This window comes from Bacillus sp. SRB_331 (genome assembly GCF_003264175.1).
GTDB classification, from domain to species: domain Bacteria; phylum Bacillota; class Bacilli; order Bacillales; family Bacillaceae_G; genus Bacillus_A; species Bacillus_A mycoides.
In genome coordinates this window covers 13,101-34,776 of the sequence record NZ_NADV01000035.1, presented here as the reverse complement: position 1 = coordinate 34,776, position 21,676 = coordinate 13,101, and the positions used below count along the sequence as shown (strand labels likewise).

Annotated in this window: 17 protein-coding genes and 2 pseudogenes; 12 read left to right on the top strand and 7 right to left on the bottom strand. The window is 31.0% G+C overall.

Going from position 1 to position 21,676, the window contains the following annotated elements:
- Positions 1-412 precede the first annotated feature (412 nt).
- Together B5P42_RS22900 and B5P42_RS22895 are read right to left on the bottom strand one after the other, a co-directional pair.
- Positions 413-628, bottom strand: coding sequence for a spore germination protein (locus B5P42_RS22900; RefSeq protein WP_113735327.1), 216 nt, complete (start codon positions 626-628; stop codon positions 413-415).
- 164 nt (positions 629-792) lie between these two features.
- A complete protein-coding gene (locus B5P42_RS22895; protein WP_113735326.1) occupies positions 793-2,079 on the bottom strand; it encodes a glycosyltransferase family 2 protein in 1,287 nt (428 codons plus the stop codon).
- A gap of 280 nt (positions 2,080-2,359) precedes the next feature.
- On the opposite strand from B5P42_RS22895, the gene B5P42_RS22890 reads away from it, so the two are divergent.
- The 10 genes and pseudogenes from B5P42_RS22890 (at position 2,360) to B5P42_RS22845 (ending at position 13,789) form a co-directional block, all read left to right on the top strand.
- Entirely contained in the window at positions 2,360-3,127 is a 768-nt protein-coding gene (locus tag B5P42_RS22890; RefSeq protein WP_113735325.1) for a glycosyltransferase family 2 protein, read from the top strand.
- Between the two features lie 4 nt (positions 3,128-3,131).
- Complete coding sequence (locus tag B5P42_RS22885; RefSeq protein ID WP_113735324.1) at positions 3,132-4,535, top strand: CDP-glycerol glycerophosphotransferase family protein; 1,404 nt, start codon at positions 3,132-3,134, stop codon at positions 4,533-4,535.
- Between the two features lie 230 nt (positions 4,536-4,765).
- A complete protein-coding gene (locus B5P42_RS22880; protein WP_113735323.1) occupies positions 4,766-5,791 on the top strand; it encodes an SDR family NAD(P)-dependent oxidoreductase in 1,026 nt (341 codons plus the stop codon).
- A complete protein-coding gene (locus B5P42_RS22875; protein ID WP_113735322.1) occupies positions 5,788-6,750 on the top strand; it encodes a GDP-mannose 4,6-dehydratase in 963 nt (320 codons plus the stop codon). Before B5P42_RS22880 ends, B5P42_RS22875 begins: the two co-directional genes overlap by 4 nt.
- The gene (pseC, locus tag B5P42_RS22870) at positions 6,750-7,955 is read left to right on the top strand and encodes a UDP-4-amino-4,6-dideoxy-N-acetyl-beta-L-altrosamine transaminase (protein ID WP_113735321.1); all 1,206 of its coding nucleotides are present in this window, start codon (positions 6,750-6,752) and stop codon (positions 7,953-7,955) included. The genes B5P42_RS22875 and pseC overlap by 1 nt, the downstream gene beginning before the upstream one ends.
- On the top strand, positions 7,956-8,951 hold the full coding sequence (locus B5P42_RS22865; protein WP_113735320.1) for a cytidylyltransferase domain-containing protein: 996 nt from the start codon (positions 7,956-7,958) through the stop codon (positions 8,949-8,951).
- Positions 8,952-8,990: 39 nt separating this feature from the next.
- Positions 8,991-10,091, top strand: coding sequence for a UDP-2,4-diacetamido-2,4,6-trideoxy-beta-L-altropyranose hydrolase (pseG, locus tag B5P42_RS22860; RefSeq protein ID WP_113735319.1), 1,101 nt, complete (start codon positions 8,991-8,993; stop codon positions 10,089-10,091).
- A gap of 1 nt (position 10,092) precedes the next feature.
- Positions 10,093-10,653, top strand: a complete 561-nt coding sequence (gene pseH / locus B5P42_RS22855) for a UDP-4-amino-4,6-dideoxy-N-acetyl-beta-L-altrosamine N-acetyltransferase (RefSeq protein WP_113735318.1) — start codon at positions 10,093-10,095, stop codon at positions 10,651-10,653.
- Positions 10,646-11,695: a pseudaminic acid synthase gene (gene pseI / locus B5P42_RS22850; RefSeq protein WP_113735317.1), complete on the top strand. Its 1,050-nt coding sequence runs from the start codon at positions 10,646-10,648 to the stop codon at positions 11,693-11,695. The genes pseH and pseI overlap by 8 nt, the downstream gene beginning before the upstream one ends.
- A gap of 915 nt (positions 11,696-12,610) precedes the next feature.
- Positions 12,611-13,789, top strand: a pseudogene (locus B5P42_RS22845) (FtsW/RodA/SpoVE family cell cycle protein).
- A 230-nt stretch (positions 13,790-14,019) separates the two neighbouring features.
- Here B5P42_RS22845 and B5P42_RS22840 read toward each other — a convergent pair.
- The 4 genes from B5P42_RS22840 to B5P42_RS22825 form a co-directional block, all read right to left on the bottom strand.
- Positions 14,020-14,439 carry a DUF1259 domain-containing protein gene (locus B5P42_RS22840; protein ID WP_113735316.1) on the bottom strand — a complete coding sequence of 140 codons (420 nt, stop codon included), beginning with the start codon at positions 14,437-14,439 and terminating at the stop codon, positions 14,020-14,022.
- A 447-nt stretch (positions 14,440-14,886) separates the two neighbouring features.
- Positions 14,887-15,864 (bottom strand): CgeB family protein, encoded by a 978-nt coding sequence (locus B5P42_RS22835; RefSeq protein WP_113735315.1) that lies wholly within the window; start codon positions 15,862-15,864, stop codon positions 14,887-14,889.
- A 31-nt stretch (positions 15,865-15,895) separates the two neighbouring features.
- Positions 15,896-16,141, bottom strand: coding sequence for a hypothetical protein (locus tag B5P42_RS22830; protein ID WP_000477970.1), 246 nt, complete (start codon positions 16,139-16,141; stop codon positions 15,896-15,898).
- A 224-nt stretch (positions 16,142-16,365) separates the two neighbouring features.
- Positions 16,366-16,599, bottom strand: a complete 234-nt coding sequence (locus B5P42_RS22825; RefSeq protein ID WP_000752671.1) for a hypothetical protein — start codon at positions 16,597-16,599, stop codon at positions 16,366-16,368.
- 827 nt (positions 16,600-17,426) lie between these two features.
- Here B5P42_RS22825 and B5P42_RS22820 point away from each other — a divergent pair.
- Both B5P42_RS22820 and xerS read left to right on the top strand, forming a co-directional pair.
- Positions 17,427-17,683: pseudogene (locus B5P42_RS22820) on the top strand (rhodanese-like domain-containing protein); the annotation flags it as partial.
- Between the two features lie 977 nt (positions 17,684-18,660).
- A complete protein-coding gene (xerS, locus tag B5P42_RS22815) occupies positions 18,661-19,734 on the top strand; it encodes a tyrosine recombinase XerS (protein WP_002090544.1) in 1,074 nt (357 codons plus the stop codon).
- A gap of 214 nt (positions 19,735-19,948) precedes the next feature.
- On the opposite strand, the gene B5P42_RS22810 is transcribed toward xerS, so the two are convergent.
- The gene (locus B5P42_RS22810) at positions 19,949-21,433 is read right to left on the bottom strand and encodes a WD40/YVTN/BNR-like repeat-containing protein (protein ID WP_309251508.1); all 1,485 of its coding nucleotides are present in this window, start codon (positions 21,431-21,433) and stop codon (positions 19,949-19,951) included.
- Positions 21,434-21,676: the final 243 nt, after the last annotated feature.

The window sequence follows — 21,676 nt, the reverse complement described above, 5'->3', positions numbered from 1 at the left end:
AAAGTCTTACCTATCGCAACTAGTAGGAAAGAAAAAATAAAAAAAAGCACCGTATACAAGTGCTCTTTGTAAGGTGGCCTCTATAAGTGAATGAATACTATGTCAATAATATATACTCGTCTAATCAAAGGGTGAAAGCTAATAAATAATTTATTTTGAAAAAAGCACCAGAAGTGGCGCTCAAGTAAAAAGAGAGGTATAACCCCCTTAGGGAGTTATAAAAAAGTGTTAGGTATGGATATTATATGTGCGGGTAATGTAAAGGTGATTATAAGAATAGAGCAGCTAGCAAAAGCTAACTGCTCAGTCTTAAAGAAGATCTAACTGGTTACAGCACATTAAAGATGGGTTATCTATAGTATGGACGGAATTTTGAGTTTTATTTAGGGGAGGAAGAGGAAAATGAGTAATTTTAGACTGTTCCAACTTGGTTTTGGTCTGCAACATCAGAATCGAATGTGTTTGTTGCACTAACACCGTTAAAGGTATTGGCAACAAAAGCAACATTGGATGATCCTGAACCATTATAAGCCTTTGTATTTTCCTTTGGAGAAACGTTATAAAAATCACCTAAGTTGAAAGAACCATTACTATTTTGTACAATCATGTTTCCAACAATAGATGGCATTAGTTTCACCTGCTTTCTTAGGAAGCGTTTAAATTAGAATATGGTCTATGTTCATCTGAATCTGAAAATTTAAAAATGAGGGATGTTAGAAAACCGTAATTAATCATAGAACCTAGTTCAGGACCTATTTCTATTGTTTTTTTTGATAATACTCCTTCTTGGTACTATTCTAAGTATTTTTCGGCTAGGTAAGAGGGATATGATGAAATAGGAGGGCCAATCTTAAAGTAGGATAAATTGGTCTTTGAAATCGGTATACAGTTCTTTAATAAATATAATTTTTGCAATAAGTCTTTATCTATAGGATGAAGCATGTGATCTGTCATGATGAAATAATTGTGATGATAGATAAAGACTTTTCCTTCCGGAAGAATCGTGTAATTAGATAAATTCGGATAAATAGGTGGTCCATATGAAAAATGATCTAAACTATGTTGTGAAACTTTAATAATTTCCTGAATTGAAAATTTAAATTTGCGAAATGCTATGGTGTTAATAAATGGACGTTTTTGATTATTTTCTATATAAAATAACTCTCCTTTTTCATTTTGCACAACCCGTAGATTTGGAATTGACTCTGTAAGGGTTATGGGGGGACCTTCTGTATATTTGTAGATAAATGGATCGGGGATTAAGACAATTTCATTTTGATTATATTTGAAGTAGGAAAGCATGTCTTTCGAAATAAACCTGCGTTTAAAATTATCAATTAAATATACTTCACCGTGTGAATTACTAAACAAAATACCATTTAAATCTTTAGAAGGGAGGTTAGCATATAAGTTTTGGAAAGAGAATGGTGTTTTAAAAGTAATATCGAGCACTTTGCTAATGGGATAAAAAGGTTGGAATGTATTTAGGCGTTTCCAAAACATTGCATCTCCAACAAACCAATATAAAGGATTTGTATCCCAATATTCACAGTATTTTTCATAGACCTTTAATAATATTCTTCTAGTATGCATAACTGAACAGTGGTCTACAACATTAGCAGCTGTATATAAAATTTTCGAAGCTTCTCTCACAAATTCATTTATAGGTTGTAGGTTATAATCAACATATTTTACGTATTGAGAAGAGTACACTACATCAATTTCAGGATGTTTTTCTAAGAAAGATAACATTTTAGCTAATCTATTTGGAAGGTATATAGTATCATCCGTTAAATAGCAAATATAATCCCCACAAGTTAATGGAAGTGCCTCATTGATAAGTTTTGCATATCTTGTGGTTTTATATCTCTCATTATCTTGTATAAAACTATTCTTATAAGTAATTCGAGGATCCTTTAGATAATTTTTTATGACATTTATGGTTTCTTGACAGGAATTGTCATCCATAATAAAAAGTTCCCATTCTTTATAAGTTTGCATTAGAACACTTTCAATGACTTGATTAATTAATGATGGCTTATTATAACTAGTAAGGATAATTGATATTTTGGGTTGCAAAGTCCTCACCTCTCTTGAGAATATAGGATATGTTTTATCTAGTGAAATCTAATAATTAAAGCTTTATCGACACTTTTTTATACTTAAATAGTTTATTACTTTTTCATAGATATGGTATGGACTATAGTGGAGTGAAAAAAGATACATAGGTGAATATAAATACTGCTATTAATTTTAATAGATAAAGAAACCTTTTTTAAAATTATCGGAACGGATTGTCCTTTCTGTTTATATAATAACGTAACTGTTTTTGTATTTGTTGATAAGGAGGAGAGGATATTTGCCTAAAATTTCAGTTATAATGACAAGTTACAATAAACCTGCGTTTGTTGAAAAATCGATATTAAGTGTATTAAACCAAACTTTTCAAGATTTCGAGCTTTTTATAATGGATGATAATTCAGACGAAATGACCCAGAAGGTGATTCAACCGTTTATAAATAAGGAAAATGTACATTTTTATAAAAGCAATGTAGCTCATATTTCTGAAAGGACAAAAAAAGTCAGATATGCTGCTTTAATTAATGAGGCACTTAAGCATGCGAAAGGGGAATATATAACTTATATTACAGATGATAATCAATATGAAGAAGAAAGAATTGAAAAGATGTCTAGTTATCTTGATAAGAATGAAGATGTTCAAGTTATTTACTCTGCATCAAAAACGATTCATATAGATGAATCAGATATGCCGATTAAAACGGTTGAAAGGCCTGCAAAAAAGATTACGAATAATGCTCCATGTACCATTGATCATTGTTCTATTATGCATAGAGCCTCTGTTTTACCAATTCTTGAAAAAAGGTGGAATTCTTACTGGGATGAAGATCCTCAGTTTTATCGGATAGGAGATGCACGCTTCTTTTGGAGATTAAATCACTATTGGGATTTTTATCCCTTAGATGAAATTTTAGATATTAATTATATTACTCCTCATTCAATACATGCACAGTTATTTGCCGAAGAAAAAAATGAATTTGTGCAATTATTACCACCACAAAGAACATGCAAAGAATTAAGAGAAGATCTAAGAAGAAAAAGAGGGTGAAAAATTGAGTGACATTTATTTGAAAAATTACTGGTTATTAAATCTAGAGTATATAAATATTTTTTCAGAGTTAAAGGATTATAACATTCCATTACCATTACTGAGTAATTTTTATCAATATTTAGATGAAGATATAAAAAATAAAATGAAAGATAATAATTTTTACAAGCAACTGTCAATTGGACCCATAGAGGAAACACAGTTACAGTTAGAGTTTGAAAAAATAATTTCTGTATTTCAATCAAAAATAAAAAGAAAAAATCAAAATGGAGTAATCCTCCTAAATTCAGATTATCTCCGTTTTTCAGTAAGTAATTTTACCCATTTTAATCCAAATCAAACAAAGATATTAACAAGATCAAAAAAGACAGAACTTTATGGTCTTCCTACAGTTTGTGCACCAGATTATATAAATAAAGCCTCCAATACCGCACAAGTTTTTATAGAAAAAGCTAAAGAAATCTTTTTAAAGTTTAATAAGCATCCACTATTTTCAAACATCTTTTTTCAAAAAAAATTACTCAGCGACCTTCCTATCATGATCGAGAAACTTAATATGGCTCATTTTATTTTTAAAGAACAAGATATTTCTGGTGTGATTGTTGGTACTACTGAAGATATAACAAGTAGAGCTCTTACTTTTCTTTCTAGTAGTGAGGGTATACCAAGTTATTGTCTTCAGCATGGTGCAATAATGGGAGAAGAAGCATACTTTCCGGTTTTCGCAACAAAACAGGTCGTATATGGGAAATATGAAGAAGGCTGGTACCTTCAAAAAGGGGTCAGTGAATCTCAAATTGAGATACTAGGGCACCCCAGATATGATGAGATCTTTGATAGAGTATATATGGATAAAAAGAATATTTTTAATAAATTAAAAATAGCCACCTCTACAAAAGTGATTTTTATTGCAACCCAGCCATTTAAAACTTCATTTTATACTGAACTGACAGAAAAGTTAGTGAAAGACAAAAATATTACGGTTGTTATAAAGCCTCATCCTTGGGAAAAAGGGCGTAACCTAGTGGGAGAATATATTAAGTTAAGTAACTTATATCCTAATGTAAAATATATAACAAATGAAGTGAACATGTATGATGTTATTTTACATGCAAATCTTGTGGTTATCTCAAATTCAACAGTTGGGTTAGAAGCAATGTTATTAGATATACCTGTAGTTGTTTATAAATCTTTATTAGAGGAAAGGGATTATAAATATTACGATACATTAGATTGGCTTGTAAATCATTCCATGGAGGATATGATTAGCACGATTAAAAAGGTTCTAAATGATCCTTTAAAATCAAATTTAGCAAAAGAATTAAGAAGAAAATTTATAAATGAAAACTATCCGCAAGAAGCATGCACGAAAAGATTGATAAATTTAATTCAAAGTGAAAAAGATTAAAATCATCACCATTTATTTATGTTTAAAGTAAAGAATTCCTAAAAAAATATTAATATCCCCAGTTTTCAATTATTAATATGTATCATAAACTTGAAATGAAAACGTATGTTTCAATATTCGACATGCTAGTTTATCTCTCAACAAATGGTTTGGTTATGGAACTACACACAAATTGAAGAGAGATTTTTCTTGGCTAAAAGTAATTTTAATATGAGGAGGTATATATTTTCATGTTTTTTAAAGATAAAAACGTCTTAATTATTGGTGGAACAGGAACAATTGGAAAAAGCATTCTTTCTAATGTTCTACAGGAAAAACCAAAAGTGGTAAGGATTTTTAGTAGAAGTGAATATAATCAATTTTTATTACAAGAAGAATTCAGGGATAAAAGTCAAAATATTCGTTATTTAATTGGGGATGTTCGCAATTATGATCGAGTGTTTAGTGCGATGGAAAATATTGATTATGTGTTTCACGTGGCCGCAATGAAGCATGTTTCTTTTTGTGAATATAATCCGTTTGAAGCAGTTTTGACCAATATTTTTGGAACACAAAATGTAATAAAAGCAGCAATTGCTCAGAAAGTAAAAAAGGTAGTTTTTACAAGCTCTGATAAAGCGATTTCACCTACAAATAATTACGGTGCAACAAAATTAACTGCTGAAAGATTGATTACATCAGCGGAATATTCAAAAGGTTCGAGTGAGACTATATTTGCCAGTGTTCGTTTCGGAAATGTTATGGGGTCAAGAGGTTCTGTTATTCCCTTATTTGAAAAACAAATTAAAGAAAACCAAAAAATAACTGTAACGAATCTTAGTATGAGTAGATTTATGATGACACTGAACCAAGCAACTATGTTAACAATTGAAGCAATGAAAATAGCAAAGGGTGGTGAAACTTTTATATTAAAAATGCCAGTTATTTCATTAAACCATTTAAGTGAAGTGATGATAGAAGAAGTCACAAAGTTATATGGGTTGCCCAAGGAGACTATTAAAATTGAAGAAATTGGGTTAAAACCTGGTGAAAAAATGTATGAAGAACTTATGACACATGATGAATCTTTACAGGCTTTTGAATTACCAGAAATGTTTATCATTCCTAGCCCATTAAAAAAGGGTACTCAATATGAAAATGCAAAAAGGGCGAAGGCAGGGTTTTACCGTTCTGATCATCAAAATGCAATTACAAAAGAAGAGCTTAGAAATTTAATATTAAACCAGCAACTACTAACAGGAGGAGAGAAACTATGAAAATATTAGTAACTGGTGGTGCGGGTTTTATTGGTAGGTGGGTTGTAAAGAGATTATTGCAGGATAAGCATGAAGTATGGATAATAGACAACTTAGCAAACTCAACTACTGCAAATATTACCGAGTTTGCACACAATCTAAATTTAAAGCAATGCATTCAAGGAGATATTAAAGATAAAAAGCTAGTTGCTCAATTATTTGAAAATAATTCATTTGACCTTTGTTATCATTTAGCAGCGAGTATCAATGTTCAAGATAGTATAGATGATGCTAGAACAACTTTTGAAAATGATACAATAGGTACTTTTAATTTGTTAGAACAATGTCTTAAATATCATGTCAAAATGGTCTTTATGAGTACTTGTATGGTATATGATAAAGCTACTAATATACAAGGGATATCAGAATTAGACCCGATTAAACCAGCTTCTCCATATGCTGGATCAAAAATTGCTGCTGAAAACATGGTTTTATCTTACTATTATGCTTATAAACTTCCTGTTGTGGTTATTCGCCCATTTAATACGTATGGCCCCTTCCAGAAAACAGGTGGTGAAGGTGGGGTTGTTGCCATTTTTATAAATAATAAATTAGATAAAGTACCACTAAATATTTATGGGGATGGAAAACAAACAAGAGACCTTTTATACGTTGAAGATTGTGCAGATTTTGTTGTGGCAGCAGGATACTCTGCAAAAGCAAATGGTCATATTATCAACGCTGGAACAGGACAAGATATATCCATTAATAAATTGGCAGAATTGATTTCGGGAAATAAAGTAAGTATTCAACATCTAACTCATATCCATCCACAAAGTGAAATTCAAAAATTATTATGTAACTATGAAAAAGCAAAAACAATATTAAACTGGGAGCCGAAAGTTTCTTTAGAAGATGGAGTTATTAAAACAGAAGAGTGGATCAAATCTTTAAAAATTGCCCCTAAGGAGAAAGAGTGATGGTAAGGGAAATTCTCGCTATGCACGGAGGAAAGCCTGTTAGAGAAAAATATTTACCATATGGTCAGCAACAAATCGATGAATGTGACATTCAAGCTGTTGTAGACGTATTAAAAGGGGATTTTTTAACAACAGGACCAATGGTTCAACAGTTTGAGGGAGCTATAGCGAAATATGCGGGAGCAAAATACGCTGTTTCTTTTTCAAATGGTACAGCTGCATTGCATGCTGCCTGCTATGCAGCTGGCATAACTGAGGGAGATGAGGTAATTACAACTCCAATGACATTTGTAGCAAGTGCAAATTGTATTTTATACCAGGGGGGAAAGCCGGTATTCGCCGATATTGACAATGAAACATATAACATTAGTCCGAAATCTATAGAGGAAAAGATTACAAACAAAACAAAAGCCATTATTCCCGTACACTTTACTGGACAGCCTGTAGAATTAGATGCAATACAAAAAATAGCAAAAGAAAATAATTTGATTATCATTGAAGATGCAGCCCACGCATTAGGAGCCACATATAAAAATAAAAAGATTGGTTCTATTGGTGATATGACAATGTTTAGTTTCCATCCAGTGAAACATATTACTACCGGAGAGGGTGGAGTAATTACCACAAATAATCCTCTGTTTTATGAAAAACTTGTTCAATTCCGTACGCATGGAATTGAAAGGAATCCTCAAAAACTTCTTGAAAATCATGGGCCTTGGTATTATGAAATGCAATTCTTAGGTTACAACTACAGATTAACGGATATACAAGCTTCTCTTGGTTTATCACAGTTAAGTAAATTAGATTCTTTTATTAAGATTCGAAAGAAATATGTAGACATCTATAATAAAGAACTTAGTTGTTTATCTGAAATCATCATACCAAAGCAATTGCCTCAAACCGATTCAAGTTGGCACCTTTATATCATTCGTTTAAATACTAAATTATTAAAATGTAATCGAAAAGAAATTTACGAGGCATTACAAAGAGAAAATATCGGTGTGAATGTGCACTATATACCTGTACATTTACAACCGTTTTATCAAAAATTAGGTTATGGAAAAGGTATTTGTCCGCAAGCAGAAAACGTATATGAGGAAATTATTACGCTGCCTCTATTTCCTAAAATGACAGAAGCTGATGTGTGTGATGTAATACAAGCTGTGAGAAAAGTTCTTTCGTTTTATAGAGTTGCTAAAAATTAAATGAAAGGGGTGTTATTAAAATTGCAAAACCAAAAATTGTTAAGAGCAGTTACAAAAGTTGATATTAAAAAAGGAGAGATTATTACAGCTAATAAGGTAACTATGGAATTAAATGTTGTAGAAAATGCGCTGAACGATCTTGAAGCAGAGGAATTATTACCTCAGGTAGCTGTATATAATTTGTCTGCAGGTACCCCATTAACAAAAGAGGTTATTGAACCTCCAAAGGTAGTAATAATTGTACTTTGCCGGTTAAAATCTACTAGGTTACCTTTAAAGGCAATCTTGCCAATACACGGTGTTCCTTCCATTGAACGATGTCTTATAAATACATTAGCTATTCCAGGAAAACACCAGGTCATACTTGCTACTTCAGATATTGCACAAGATAACCCTTTGGAAAAATTTAATTTAGACGGGAAAATTAAGATTTTCAGAGGTGATCCAGAAAATACCGCTGATCGTATGTTCCAAGCTGCAAAACAAGAAAATGCAAACATTGTCATACGGATTACCGGGGATTGTCCAGCTGTGTCACCAGAAATTAATACTTTTTTACTAGATGAACATTTGAAAAGCGGTGCAGATTATACACAGGCAGAGTTAAGTACGTTACCTGTCGGAACAGCAGGCGATATTTTTACATTAGAGGCAATTGAACGACTACTACAAACCCCAAAACCTTTAACCTATGCAGAATACCTTCCGTTTTATTTTATTAATAATCCACATTTATTCCGGGTCAATATAGTGAAACTCCCTCCACCATTTTGTTACCCTACTTGGAGGTTAACATTAGACGAAAAACCAGATTTAGATATGTTCAATGAACTTTATAAAAGTTTGAATGTAAAATCTAAACCTTTATTTTTTCATCAAATAAAAGATTACATCCTTCGAAATCCTGAACTTATTCAAATTAATAGTCATGTGAAATTGAAATGGGCAAATCAACAATCATTAGTAGATGAGCTAAATAAAGAAACAAAATTATAAATTAATAAATTGTAGTGCTTTTAGTGAGGAGGGAGTATCTTGCTTGAGAAAAAAATTGCCTTTCGCGCCGACGCATCTATTGAAATAGGTACTGGTCATATTATGCGTTGTTTAGCACTGGCCCATGAATTACGGAATAAAGGTGCTCAAGTTTATTTCATTTGTCGTAAGCTGCAAGGTGATTTGCAGCAATATATTTTAAATAAGGGATTCCATGTGTTTTTATTAGATGCAGATGATGAAAATACGAATTTCTTAAGTACAGTACAAGGGAGTTATTTAAATTGGCTAAAATATCATTGGTTTGTTGATGCGCAACAGACCAATGATATCTTGTCACAACTTCCCAACTTTGATTGGTTAATTGTTGATCATTATGGATTAGATAATAAGTGGGAGTCTGCCTTAAGAAAAAATGTAAGAAGAATAATGGTAATCGATGATCTTGCAAATCGAATGCATGACTGTGATTTGTTACTAGACCAAAATTTATACGATAATCTTAATGGTCGCTATAAAGATTTAATACCAGAGCACTCATTAGTAAAATTGGGGCCTAAATACGCTATATTACGGCCAGAGTTTCATGCCGCTAAGAAATTTCCACGAAAAAAAAAAGGAGAAATTAAGAGGATTTTTATTTTTTTTGGTGGGCATGATGTAACAAATGAGACATTAAAAACGTTAAGAGCCCTACAAAATATAAATAAAGATAACTTAAAAATAGACGTTGTGGTAGGAAGCCAAAATCCGCACAAAGAGGAGATTCAAACTTATTGTAAGAGTGTTTCTAACACTTCATTTTATTGTCAAATAGAGAATATGGAAGAGCTTCTCGTACGAGCGGATTTAGGGATAGGAGCTGGGGGCACAACCACATGGGAACGCTGCTTTCTTGGATTACCTTCTATAACAATTACAACTGCCCAAAATCAAATTGAAGTAACCAAGGCTGTAGCGAAGGCTGGAGCTACTTGGAATATTGGTACAGCTGAAAATGTTTCGGATAAAATAATTACGAAATGTCTAAACAAACTTTTATCAGATTCTAAAATAGTGAAAGAAATGTCTAATAAAGCTCTTTCTATACAGTGTGCCAGTAATTCAAATGAAATAGCAAAAATTATTTTAGGAGGATAGTATGCTAGATATTGCGGATTTTCAATTGGCAAGTTTAGAAAAGAAAGATTTAGAACTTATTTTAAAGTGGAGGAATACAAAAGAAATACGTTCGGTTATGTATGAAGACCATCAAATTAAAATAGACGAGCATATAAAATGGTATGAAAAACTAAAAATGGATGATACAAAGGTTGCAAGATTATTAATATATAAAGAAAAACCAATCGGATTTGTTAATTTTATAAAAATAAATGAAATGAATCAGACTTGTTATTGGGGATTTTATATAGGTGAAAAACAAAGCGTAAAACGAGCTGGAACTGTATTAGGTTTATTAGCATTAGACTATATATTTAAAACAAAAGACATAAACAAAGTGTGTGCAGAAATAATAGAATCAAACCGTATTAGTTTCAACTTCCATCAGAAACTTGGTTTCCAAGAAGATGGAAGATATGAAGACTATATCTATAGGGACAATGATTATATTGATGTCATTATAATGACCCTGTCTCGTGAACAATGGGCGGAAAGGAAAGAGGCTATAAAAAAAGAACTTGTAGGTGAAAATAATGAGTAATGTATATATCGGAGGTAGAGAGATTGGTAATAGCTTGCCACCATTTATTATTGCAGAAATGTCAGGAAATCATAATCAATCATTAGATAGGGCGTTGCAAATTGTAGAGGCAGCTGCAGAGGCTGGAGCACAAGGATTTAAAATTCAAACATATACACCAGACACGATGACTTTAAATATAGAAAATGGTGATTTTTTAATTCACGATACAAAAAGCTTATGGAAAGGTAAATCACTTTATCATTTATATAAAGAAGCGTATACACCATGGGAGTGGCATAAACCAATTTTTAATCGCTGTATAGAGTTAGGAATGATACCATTTAGTACGCCATTTGATGAAACAGCTGTAGACTTTCTCGAGACATTAAATGTTTCTTGTTATAAAATCGCATCTTTTGAAAATACTGATATTCCTCTCATACGTAAAGTAGCCGCAACAGGAAAACCAATAATAATTTCGACAGGTATGGCTTCGATTGCTGAACTAGATGAAACAGTAAGGGCTGCGAGAGAAGCGGGGTGTAAAGAATTAATTCTATTAAAATGTACAAGTACGTATCCTGCATCTTCAAAATCTACAAATATAGTTACCATACCTCATATGAAGGAGTTATTTAAATGTGAGGTAGGTTTATCTGATCATACACTGGGAGTAGGTGTATCTGTAGCGAGTGTCGCTTTGGGAGCCACAGTAATTGAGAAACATTTAACGCTCTCAAGATCGGATGGAGGAGTTGACGCTAAATTCTCAATGGAACCAGCTGAATTTAAATTATTAGTAAGCGAAACTGAAAAAGCATGGGAATCTTTGGGGAATGTATATTATGGCCCTACTGATATAGAAAAAGATTCTTTAAAATTTAGAAGATCATTATATGTAGTAGAAAACATAAAAGCGGGTGAAGTATTTACAAATGAAAATGTTAAAGCTATTAGACCAGGGAATGGCTTATTACCAAAACACTTATCAAAATTTATCGGAAAGAAAGCGAGTAAGGATATCAAAAAAGGAACACCTATTTCGTGGGATTTAATTTGATATTGAGGAAATTATAGCGTATATAGAGAGAATAATAACAAAAATGCTATTTTTTATTAGGAAATAAATTTAAAAGGCCCTGTTTTTACACAGGACCTTTTAAAAGGGCATGACATTTAACAACTGAAGGTACCTCTATATTACCATTATTGGAATTTAGATACTATGTGTTAGGAGTTGAGAAATAAAAAAGGCGATCGTCGTCGAATCGCCTTTTGATAAAACAGAGCACTTTCAAACATAATGTATTCGAAGTCTTACGATATGTGGATAAAAAAGAGCAGCTAACTACAGGGACGGTTAAATGAGTTCTGGCTTTCGCCTATCTTTAGTATTGACGGAATGTTTAGTTTTATGCTGACAAACCCAAAAAGAGCACCTTTAAAAAGTGCTCTTTAAGGAAAAAGTGAGATATTAAAAGTAAATTAGGGTTTTTACTTCAAGATAATATATGACTATTTTATCATAATGTGACGATGAAACATAAAAGAGCAGCTAACAAAAGCTAACTGCTCGGCTCCCGACTAAGAGAGTTAGAGTGGGAAGAATTTAAGGCAGGTTTATGAAATCTTTGCCTACAGTATTGAAGGCATATTGAGTTTTATTCAGGTGCCTAGAGGTGGAGTTATTAAGGCTTTTAGAATGCCTTCTATATTTTAAAGAAGATAGAAGCTAAGTAATTCTGGATAAAAAGGAATTGTTCATTTTAGTTTAAGAAAAATTAAGATTTACTTATTAATACTTTAACTATTTAAAGTGAAACCTTAAGGGAAAGTTTAGATAAAATAAAATTTCTTGTTATAACATAATAATATAATTTTTAATTGAATACCAAGAAAACTTATAGTAAGGGCATAAAAGTTACTATTGATTATTATGGTGTGTGGAATTTATTGAGTTCTATAGGAGGGTTTCATGAGTAAAATAATTGAATTATTAAGGAGTTTAGATACAAAACTAATGTTGATTTTATGCCTATTTTGCATTATTAGTACCACTGCAATTTATAGTAGTCAACAAACTGGTCAGTATGGAAGCACAAACTTTGCATTACAGCAAGGTAGGAACTAAATAATTGGTTTTGTACTGCTAATATTTGTTGCAAGTATTGATTGGGATCAATGGAAAAAATTATCTTGGCCATTGTATATTGTTGGTTCTGCGTCAATTATTATATTAAAAATACTACCGGAATCAACGTTTACTCCCGTTAAATTAGGAGCAAAAAGATGGTTTCAATTTCCTGTTATCGGTCAAATTCAACCATCGGAGTTTTTCAAAATTGCACTAATTATATTTGTCGCAAATTTAGTGGTGAATCATAACGCCAAATATATGACTCGGACATATAAAACTGATATCATATTGGTTGGAAAAATTATGTTAGTTTCAATTCCTCCTATTGCACTAGTATACAGTCAGCCAGATACAGGGATGGTGTTCTTATACGCAGCATCTATTGCATTTATTTTATTTATATCAGGGGTTCAAAAGAAATTAATTGCATTTTGTACATTCATTCCGGTAACTCTATTATCTACATTAATATTTACATACGCAAGATATCCCGATTTTTTCTTTCAAGAATTAGTTACTAGGTTAAAACCTCACCAACAATCACGCATTATAGGTTGGCTGAATCCAGCTGAAAATGCGGATCAAGGGTATCAAACACAACAATCTCTTTTAGCTGTTGGAAGTGGTGAATTACATGGAAAAGGATTCGGTCAAGGGAGTGTGTATATTCCTGAAAAGCATACTGATTTTATTTTTGCTACCATCGCTGAAGAAGGTGGATTTATAATAGCGGCTCTCGTTGTATTGGTCTTGTTACTTCTTATATATCGAGTAACTATAATTGCTTATTCAGCAGAGAATCTGTTTGGTGCATTATTGTGTGCGGGGACAATTAGTATTTTAACACTGCAAATCTTCCAAAATATCGGTATGATTGTTGGGATAATGCCGGTAAAAGGAATTGCACTTCCTTTTTTATCATATGGAGGGAGTTCACTGTTTTCAAATATGATAATGATGGGGCTTATCTTATCGGTGCATAAAAATTATAAAAAATACATGTTTCAAGTGAAATAAAAGTTAAGAATGTGTTTAGGGGTGTTTTTGTAAAAAATAATTTCTGAAAACAAAAAGAAATAAGATAAATTCTGGTTAGAAAATTAGAAGACGCAAATTCATTAGAGCAGCAATTAAAGCTATTTTAGGGATAGGTGTCCTTTTTTATTTTGAAATGAGGTGATATGTAATGATTAAAATAAGCTTAATATAAAACTATTAACAAAAAATAAACACATATAATTCATTTATTACCCATCATTGTTATTAGCAATAGGATAGCTACTTAAAGATAAAAAGGAATTTGCTAATTTTTTCGCAAAATGTAACGGGGGCTCCGCTGATTGGATATGAATATACATGATTAATGGGGTCATGTATAACCAGTGATTATGTAAAGCACTAACGATAATTCCTTGTTGTACAATTGATTTCAAAAATAAAGGGATCTCTTCTTGTAGAACAGCAATTTCTCCTAAATTTAATGCATTACCATTTTGATCCATTGATTCGAAACTTACTCCAACGGGTACTACATACGCACTTGGTTTTCCTTGAACTATCACCTTAAAATCACGATGAAAAGACACCGCACAACCACTTTGACTTATTTTACTTTTTCCTTTAAGAATTGTAGCAAATTGATCACAAATGGAATGAAAGTTGTGCATAAATTCAATTCCCTTTCCATACAAAAATGTTTGTTTTAAACGAAATACCTATGATATTTAATAATTCCTTTTATAATAAAAATTTCATTTTGTAGAAATAAGGAAACTCAAAAAGAGCACCATGCATCGGTGCTCTTTAAGATAGGAGGTAACTCTCTGAACAGAACGTCTAGGTTAGAAATATATGATGTGAAAAAGAAATAAGAACAAAATTTCATGATGGATTTAAAACAAAAGAGCAGTGATGTTACTCTAGATGTAGTTATAGTATAAGCAGAATAAAAAATAGTATGTAGAATTGAAAACGAGCTTAATAAAACTTTCAGAGAAATAGAGAGAGCTATCTATAGGGGAAAGATAAATTAAAATGCCTCTTCATAAAATTGAAAAAGCATTTTAATTTATTCAGAATGATTATAGAAGAAAAGATATTATTAATTTAGTAAATTACTGAAGCTGTGATTGTAAAATAGTCGTTATAAAGTGGATTCTCTCATGAAAAGTGTGCTGTGTAATCACTTTTGTATGAATTTTTTCGACCATTAATCTTTTGGGAATCGTGTCATCCAAATAAAAAGATACTTTATTTAAACAGTCTTCAAAGCTGTTATAGGATATAATTTCATCTTTATTGAAGAAAGATGAAAGATCAGATTTTTCTTCAATAATTTGAAAACCTTGGCAAGCAGCGATGTCAAACGTACGATTATTAATGGTATTATTAATTACTCTATTTTTATTTTTATTCTGTGGAAATAAATGACTACGATGAGGATTTAATATAAGGCTAGCGTTATTATAATAAAGTGCAACTTCTTGAGGTGGAATCCATTCTTCTATAATCTTATTTCTTTGGTGATTCTTCCATTTTTTTAATAACTTATTTCTCCAGTGTTGACCAATAATAGTATAGTGATAAGGGGTTTTTTCCAAGAGAAACTGTATCAATTTTACTCGGCTTGGATAAGGATATCCAATGAACAATACTTCACTTTTATATTTTGGATTTTTTATACTAGGTTTAAAAACATCTATATTAGTTGCTAATGGTAAGTGATATACATTGGTATATCCTAAAGCTGTGTAATATTTAAGTGCTTCGCTATCAATAGTAAATATAAAATCGAAGTTATTTAATAGAAGAAGAGAAGTATCTATATAAAATGGATCCTCGGTTAACCAGACAGCTAATTTAATGTTCCTTTTTTTAAAATATTGAATTGCTTTTTGTGGTAGATGATTACCTAATAAGGTGAATACAATATCTGGATGAAACGTTGTTGTAATGAAATCCAATTGCTGTATTAATTCACTCGGCTGTACTGCTAACCATTCGAAATTTTGATCGATAAGTGTACCCTGTATGCTTTGATCTAGATATTGATAGATTTTTGAGTAACCAGAAGTAATGTATAAGAGTTTCATATTTCAATCCCTACTTTAGGCTTAAAATATATTATGAGATAAACGTAACACTTTCTATTTCTTTACAACTAATCTTAGTAATACTTGTAGTAGGAGGAGTAACTGAATTTTCCTCTTCTAATGTGACGATACAAGTATTAGGGTTAAAATTTGTAAAGATAGCGGGTCCAATAATATTTCCAGATTTACCAGTCACAGTAACGACTTCGCCTGGTTGTAAATTTTTAAAAATACTACATACTCCACCTGAACAACCAAATAAATTGCATAAGAACAAATTTATCCCTCCTTTAAACAATATACTATATCATATGAAAACTTGTAGAACGATGTGTAGACAAGTAACCTTTAGAAGAAAAAAATTAAAATTAAAGCAGCTTATTGAAATAATAGATACAATAGAATGGTACATTTTAGGATGTACTGATTAGATTTTTCATGAAAAAAGACATTCATTAGAATGTCTTAAATATGGATTAAGCTAGAACGATATGAATCATCTTAAGGCGTGGTTAAAGTAACACTTTCTATATCTTCACAACTTATGAATATAGTATTGGTAGAAGAGGGGGTTATCACATCTTCTTCTACCAATACTACTGCACATATATTCGGAAAGAACAGTGAAAAAGTAGCAGGTCCAATAATTTGACCTGATCTGGTAGTAACTGTAACAACTGTTCCCGTTGGCCACGAAGAGAATAGAAAACAAGCTAAACCTGTACAATCTGCCATATTAAATCCTCCTAATTTTAAGTTTTGATTGAAATAATAAAGTCCAAACATTTTATAGTGTATGTAATAGTAATGTGAAGTGTTTGGACTAATAGAAGTCACTTGTGGGCTTTATCCCTTCATAATCAATTTGATAACTATTAAATCCTACAATACAAAGGGTTAAAAAATACAATATGGTCAGAAGGTTTTTGAATGAGATATTGTATGATTTAGTAATTAGCTAATCCATGGTCCAAATAATATGAATCGGAATTATAAAGTGAGAAATAACAGGTACATGGGGTTGTACTGAATGGTATTTGAATAGGATGAAATACAAGGCTTAAGTTTTCGATAGTATTGATGGAAATCCCGAGCAACTAGAAAACTAAAAAAATCTAATTTATATGTAACTGTTCTTAAAAAGACTTGTTAAGGGTAACAAATGAATGTTTAAAAATGTAGCAAAAAGTTGAACAAAAGCGTTATCTGAAAAAAAAGAACACAGATCAGTGCTCTTAGAAAGTAGACAATATGGTTTTTGGATTAGTATATAATATCATATGCTCGTTTCTTTTAAGTGTGTAAACAAAGTTAAATAAAAAGAACACATTTGCAAGCTGAATACATATGCCGATCAAACTAATATATGCAATTCCCCATGCAAAGTTAAAAGATTCTTTTATTTTTTTTCGATAGAAGTACCCTTCCTTAAAAATTGAGTTTGATAGTGAAAGCAAAGCTTATTATTGCCTACCCTATAAGAGATATAGTGTATTAAGGATTGATTTTGAAAATGAAACAGAGCAAAAAGAAATCAGCTTATTTCCATGAAAAACAATGGCAAGGAAAAAACATCAAATGAATTATATCCGTTAATAAAAGAAGGAAATGTAAAGGTTATCGATGTGCGTAGTAAAAAGAATAGGATGAAGGACATCTTCATGATGCAATACATATTACTTTGGGTATTCTACTTGAACGGCTAGATGAAGTACTGAAAAATTGTCCTATAGTTTTACAATGTCGAACGGGTTTACGTTCTGCTATAGTAGCTAGCATTTTACAAAAAGCTAATATAAAGAAAGGAGTTAATTTATAAATTCTAACTCATATTTGGTTTGTGTAATATTTCTTATTTGAAGTTGTTAAAATTACGTCTCAAAATGAAAAGAATTGTTATCTTATTGAGATATACGGAAGAAATCAAATTATATTATAAATCGGGCAAAACTTTTATATAAAATAAATTACACACTATTGGCGTGAAAAATGAATAAAATAAAATGATATATTTTTTATTACAAGCAACTAAATTTAGAATGTAATAATGTTGATTTAGCCTTAAGTAAAATTAGCTGTTTGTTGCTAAATTTTTTTATCATGTTTTTACTCAGAATATAAGTAGCCTCATAAACAAGATTAATGTGTATAAACGGGTGCATTTTGAACTAAAAAGTATTGCTTAATGGAATAATGCACACCATTGAATGCACATAAGGTAATTAATAGAAGGGAGAAAAAGACACACAATAACTTCGCACGAAATACCAATTTTACGCACAATAATGCAATTATATAAAATCAAATACAGGATCTAGGGATTTCAAGCTAAAGTGCATGAATCTTAGTATATTTTTTATACGCGATATAATTCATATTTTATATAAGAATAATCAAATGCTGAATTACTCATAAACAATTTTTATAGTGAATTACATTTTAATTTATAAGAGCTTTTCTTGTGTTGATCCAACTAACACCTGATTAACCTTGATTAAATTAACCAATTCACATTTTATGAAGACTTTTAAACTGTTTTTATGTATTCATTTTGTTAGAATTTATATTTGAAAATCGTTTTATTTTATATACATATATAATTTTTATAGCCAAATATGAATTTATCACTTGGTTATCTATAACTTTTATTAGAATAATTACACTTTCCCATTCAATTTCGAGTGAATTTTAGTATTTCATAATTTAATTATGTAAATAAGTTCGTGTAAAAATTGAATTTAACGCGAACTTGTGTTCGAGTGTTTTTTCTGTTATAGTATATATGAGGTGATTTTTATGGATTACAGCAAGCAACGTCAAAAATCAGTACATCGTAAGAAATTATACGAGAATTTAAATGAAATGCCCTTTTACATAGAAGAATTTGTGGAGTACAAAGAATTGCATGATGCCTCTCCCTCCACCCTACTGAATTATGTATATGATTTTAGAGTTTTCTTTAATTGGCTATTATCTGAACAAATTATTGAATTTAAGCCCATTAAAGACATATCCTTCTCTGATTTGGAGAATTTAAAGAAAAAAGATGTTGAGAACTTTATGAGGTTTTTAAAACTACAACAAAATATGCAGAATTCCTCTGTTAACAGAAAAATTTCAGCCTTAAAGTCTTTATTTAAGTACCTTACCTCCCTATCAGAGAATGATGATGGAGAATGTTATTTTTATAGAAATGTAATGGCTAAAATTGAAATACATAAAGATAAGGAAACATTAAATGCCCGTGCAAAACGTATGAGATCTAAAATATTTCATAATGATGACGATCAAGAGTTTTTGAATTACATTAAGTACGAACATGAAAAATCTTTAACAAAACATCAGTTGTTCTATTTCCTAAGAGATAAAGATCGTGATGTAGCTATTCTTTCCCTCTTTCTTGGTAGTGGTATTCGTGTAAGTGAATTGGCCGATCTTCGTATGGAAGATATAAACTTAAAAGAAAGGCTAATTGATGTAATACGAAAAGGAAACAAAGAAGATTCTGTATGGATTACCCCAATTGCATTGAATGATCTTGAAAAGTATATGGAAATTAGAGATAAAAAATATGCTCCAGGGAAAGAATTAAAAAATGTATTTTTATCGAAGTATAAACATACTGCACAGCCTCTTTCGGTTAGGGCTATTCAAGATATAGTAGAAAAATATACTAAGGCCTTTGGTAAAAGAATGTCTCCTCATAAATTAAGACATACATTGGCAAATAAGTTATATATGGAAGAAAAAGACTCGTTACAAGTGATGCAACAACTTGGACATACCAGCCAGGATACGGCCTTATTATATACACAGCTTGGAGAAACAACTATCAAAGATAGCTTAGGAAGAATAGGAAAGAATAAATAATAAAAGTTCAGCAATACAAAATTGCTGAACTTTTATTATTCTCATTGATAGTGGATTTAAAATCCATATTAAATTCTCTTCATTTTAAATTTTATTATGTAATAAATACATAGTTTAAATTATACTTTAATTAGAATTTAAACTCTCTCTTGATGGTTAACATAAGAGTTTTAAATTCCTACAATGTTACCTTATTTTTTAAAAAACATTCTGATTATTTCTTTTTCACTTCTTCTACAAATTCCCATGTCTCTCCGTTATCTTTTGATTGATAAAGTGCACTACTATCGCCATTGTAGTCTCCATCTGCCCCTTGTCCAACTAACATATTAAAAACCCCATCTTTCTCATATGGCATACTAGGAGAATCAAAAGGACTTATTGTGGACTGTGTATGATCTAATTTCACTTCATGCGGCGGATATTCTACCTTTTTGAAAGATATCCCCCCATCATCTGTGCGATATAACTCTCCCTCATTACCAGAAAGTCTAACTGCTCCTAAAAACCCAAGTTTATCATTTATAAAAGTGATTCCTGATACACTACCAATCCCCCTATTAAATGGGTCTGGATTGATAACCTCCCATGTTTCCCCTTCATCACTAGTCTTGCTTAATGAATAAAAGGCGCTCCCTAATGCTTTATCTGTCATATTTAGTTTATAACCAAATTCTTTTGATAGGAAAAACTGTTCTTTTTCATTCTTTAAATCTTGTTGTTTCTTCTCTTTAAGCCTATCTTCATTTGGAGGCGTCTTTGATTTACTCCAACTTGCGTCACATATTAAATTATATCTAGCAGGGACTAGCTCTTTCTCTTTTCCAGGGACAAATATAGATACAGTATATCCAATGATATCAGAAGCTGCTTCTTTAAGACTCTGCCCCTTACCATCCTCAGTAATATTAATAATTCCCTCTGTATTGGATCCCCAATTTCTTTTTCCATAATAAATCAGCCCATACTTACTTTCATTCCACTTTCTAACCGTTTGCTTAACTGGAATCGCCTTAACCGTTTTAATTAAAGGTTCTACTAATTTATCATCATCATAATCAGGCTTTGCATACCCGTCTCGTATTATAGTAATATCTTCTGATTTCTTCTTATTATAAGAGATTAAATAAGTTTCTTCTTTCCCATCAACATTTTTCCCATAAACAAATGTATCAAACGCTGTGATTGTTCCATCTGAATGAAATGTAAGATCAAAATCAGTTGCCATATACAATTTCTTTGGCAAAGGATATTTTTTATTTATATCTTCAAAAATACCTTCTACTCCAGATTCATATATATTATTATGTTTAAGTTTAACTGACCTTTCATGTTTTAACCTTTCTATAAACCATGCCAATTTGCCATTGTAATTTATTGCACTTTTATAAATTTGCATCCCATAAAATGATGTAATTGCAACAATAATGATAATAGAAATAGATCTCCATGCTATTGAATTAGTTAATTTTTTAGTTTCATATTCTCTATTTTTTATCACCCGCATTGTAGTAAATGTAGTCATGGATATAAAAAGTACTATACATAATAACAAAATATAAATATTATAATTCATCCTTCCGTACTTACAGTATAAGGCTAACTCATAACAAACAATCCCGTATACAATTATTAGTATTGGATTTGTTACTAATGACAGAAGTATACTTTTTGCATTTTCCTTAAATATAGAAATCACTCCTAATTACATGAATTACTGATATTAAGTATACTTTATTGTAAAGTAACAAAAAAGCTATTTAATCTTGCCGCCAAAAATACAATAGACATCTGTCTATGTAAATGTCAGATGTCTATTAAAGCCGTTTAAAAATCTAGTTGTTTTATAGACAATGGATTTTTGAGTGAATACTAAAGTTGCTTCATTTGAGAGGCAAAGTATGATTACTAATTCATTCTGCGCATTAATCTTTACTCATCT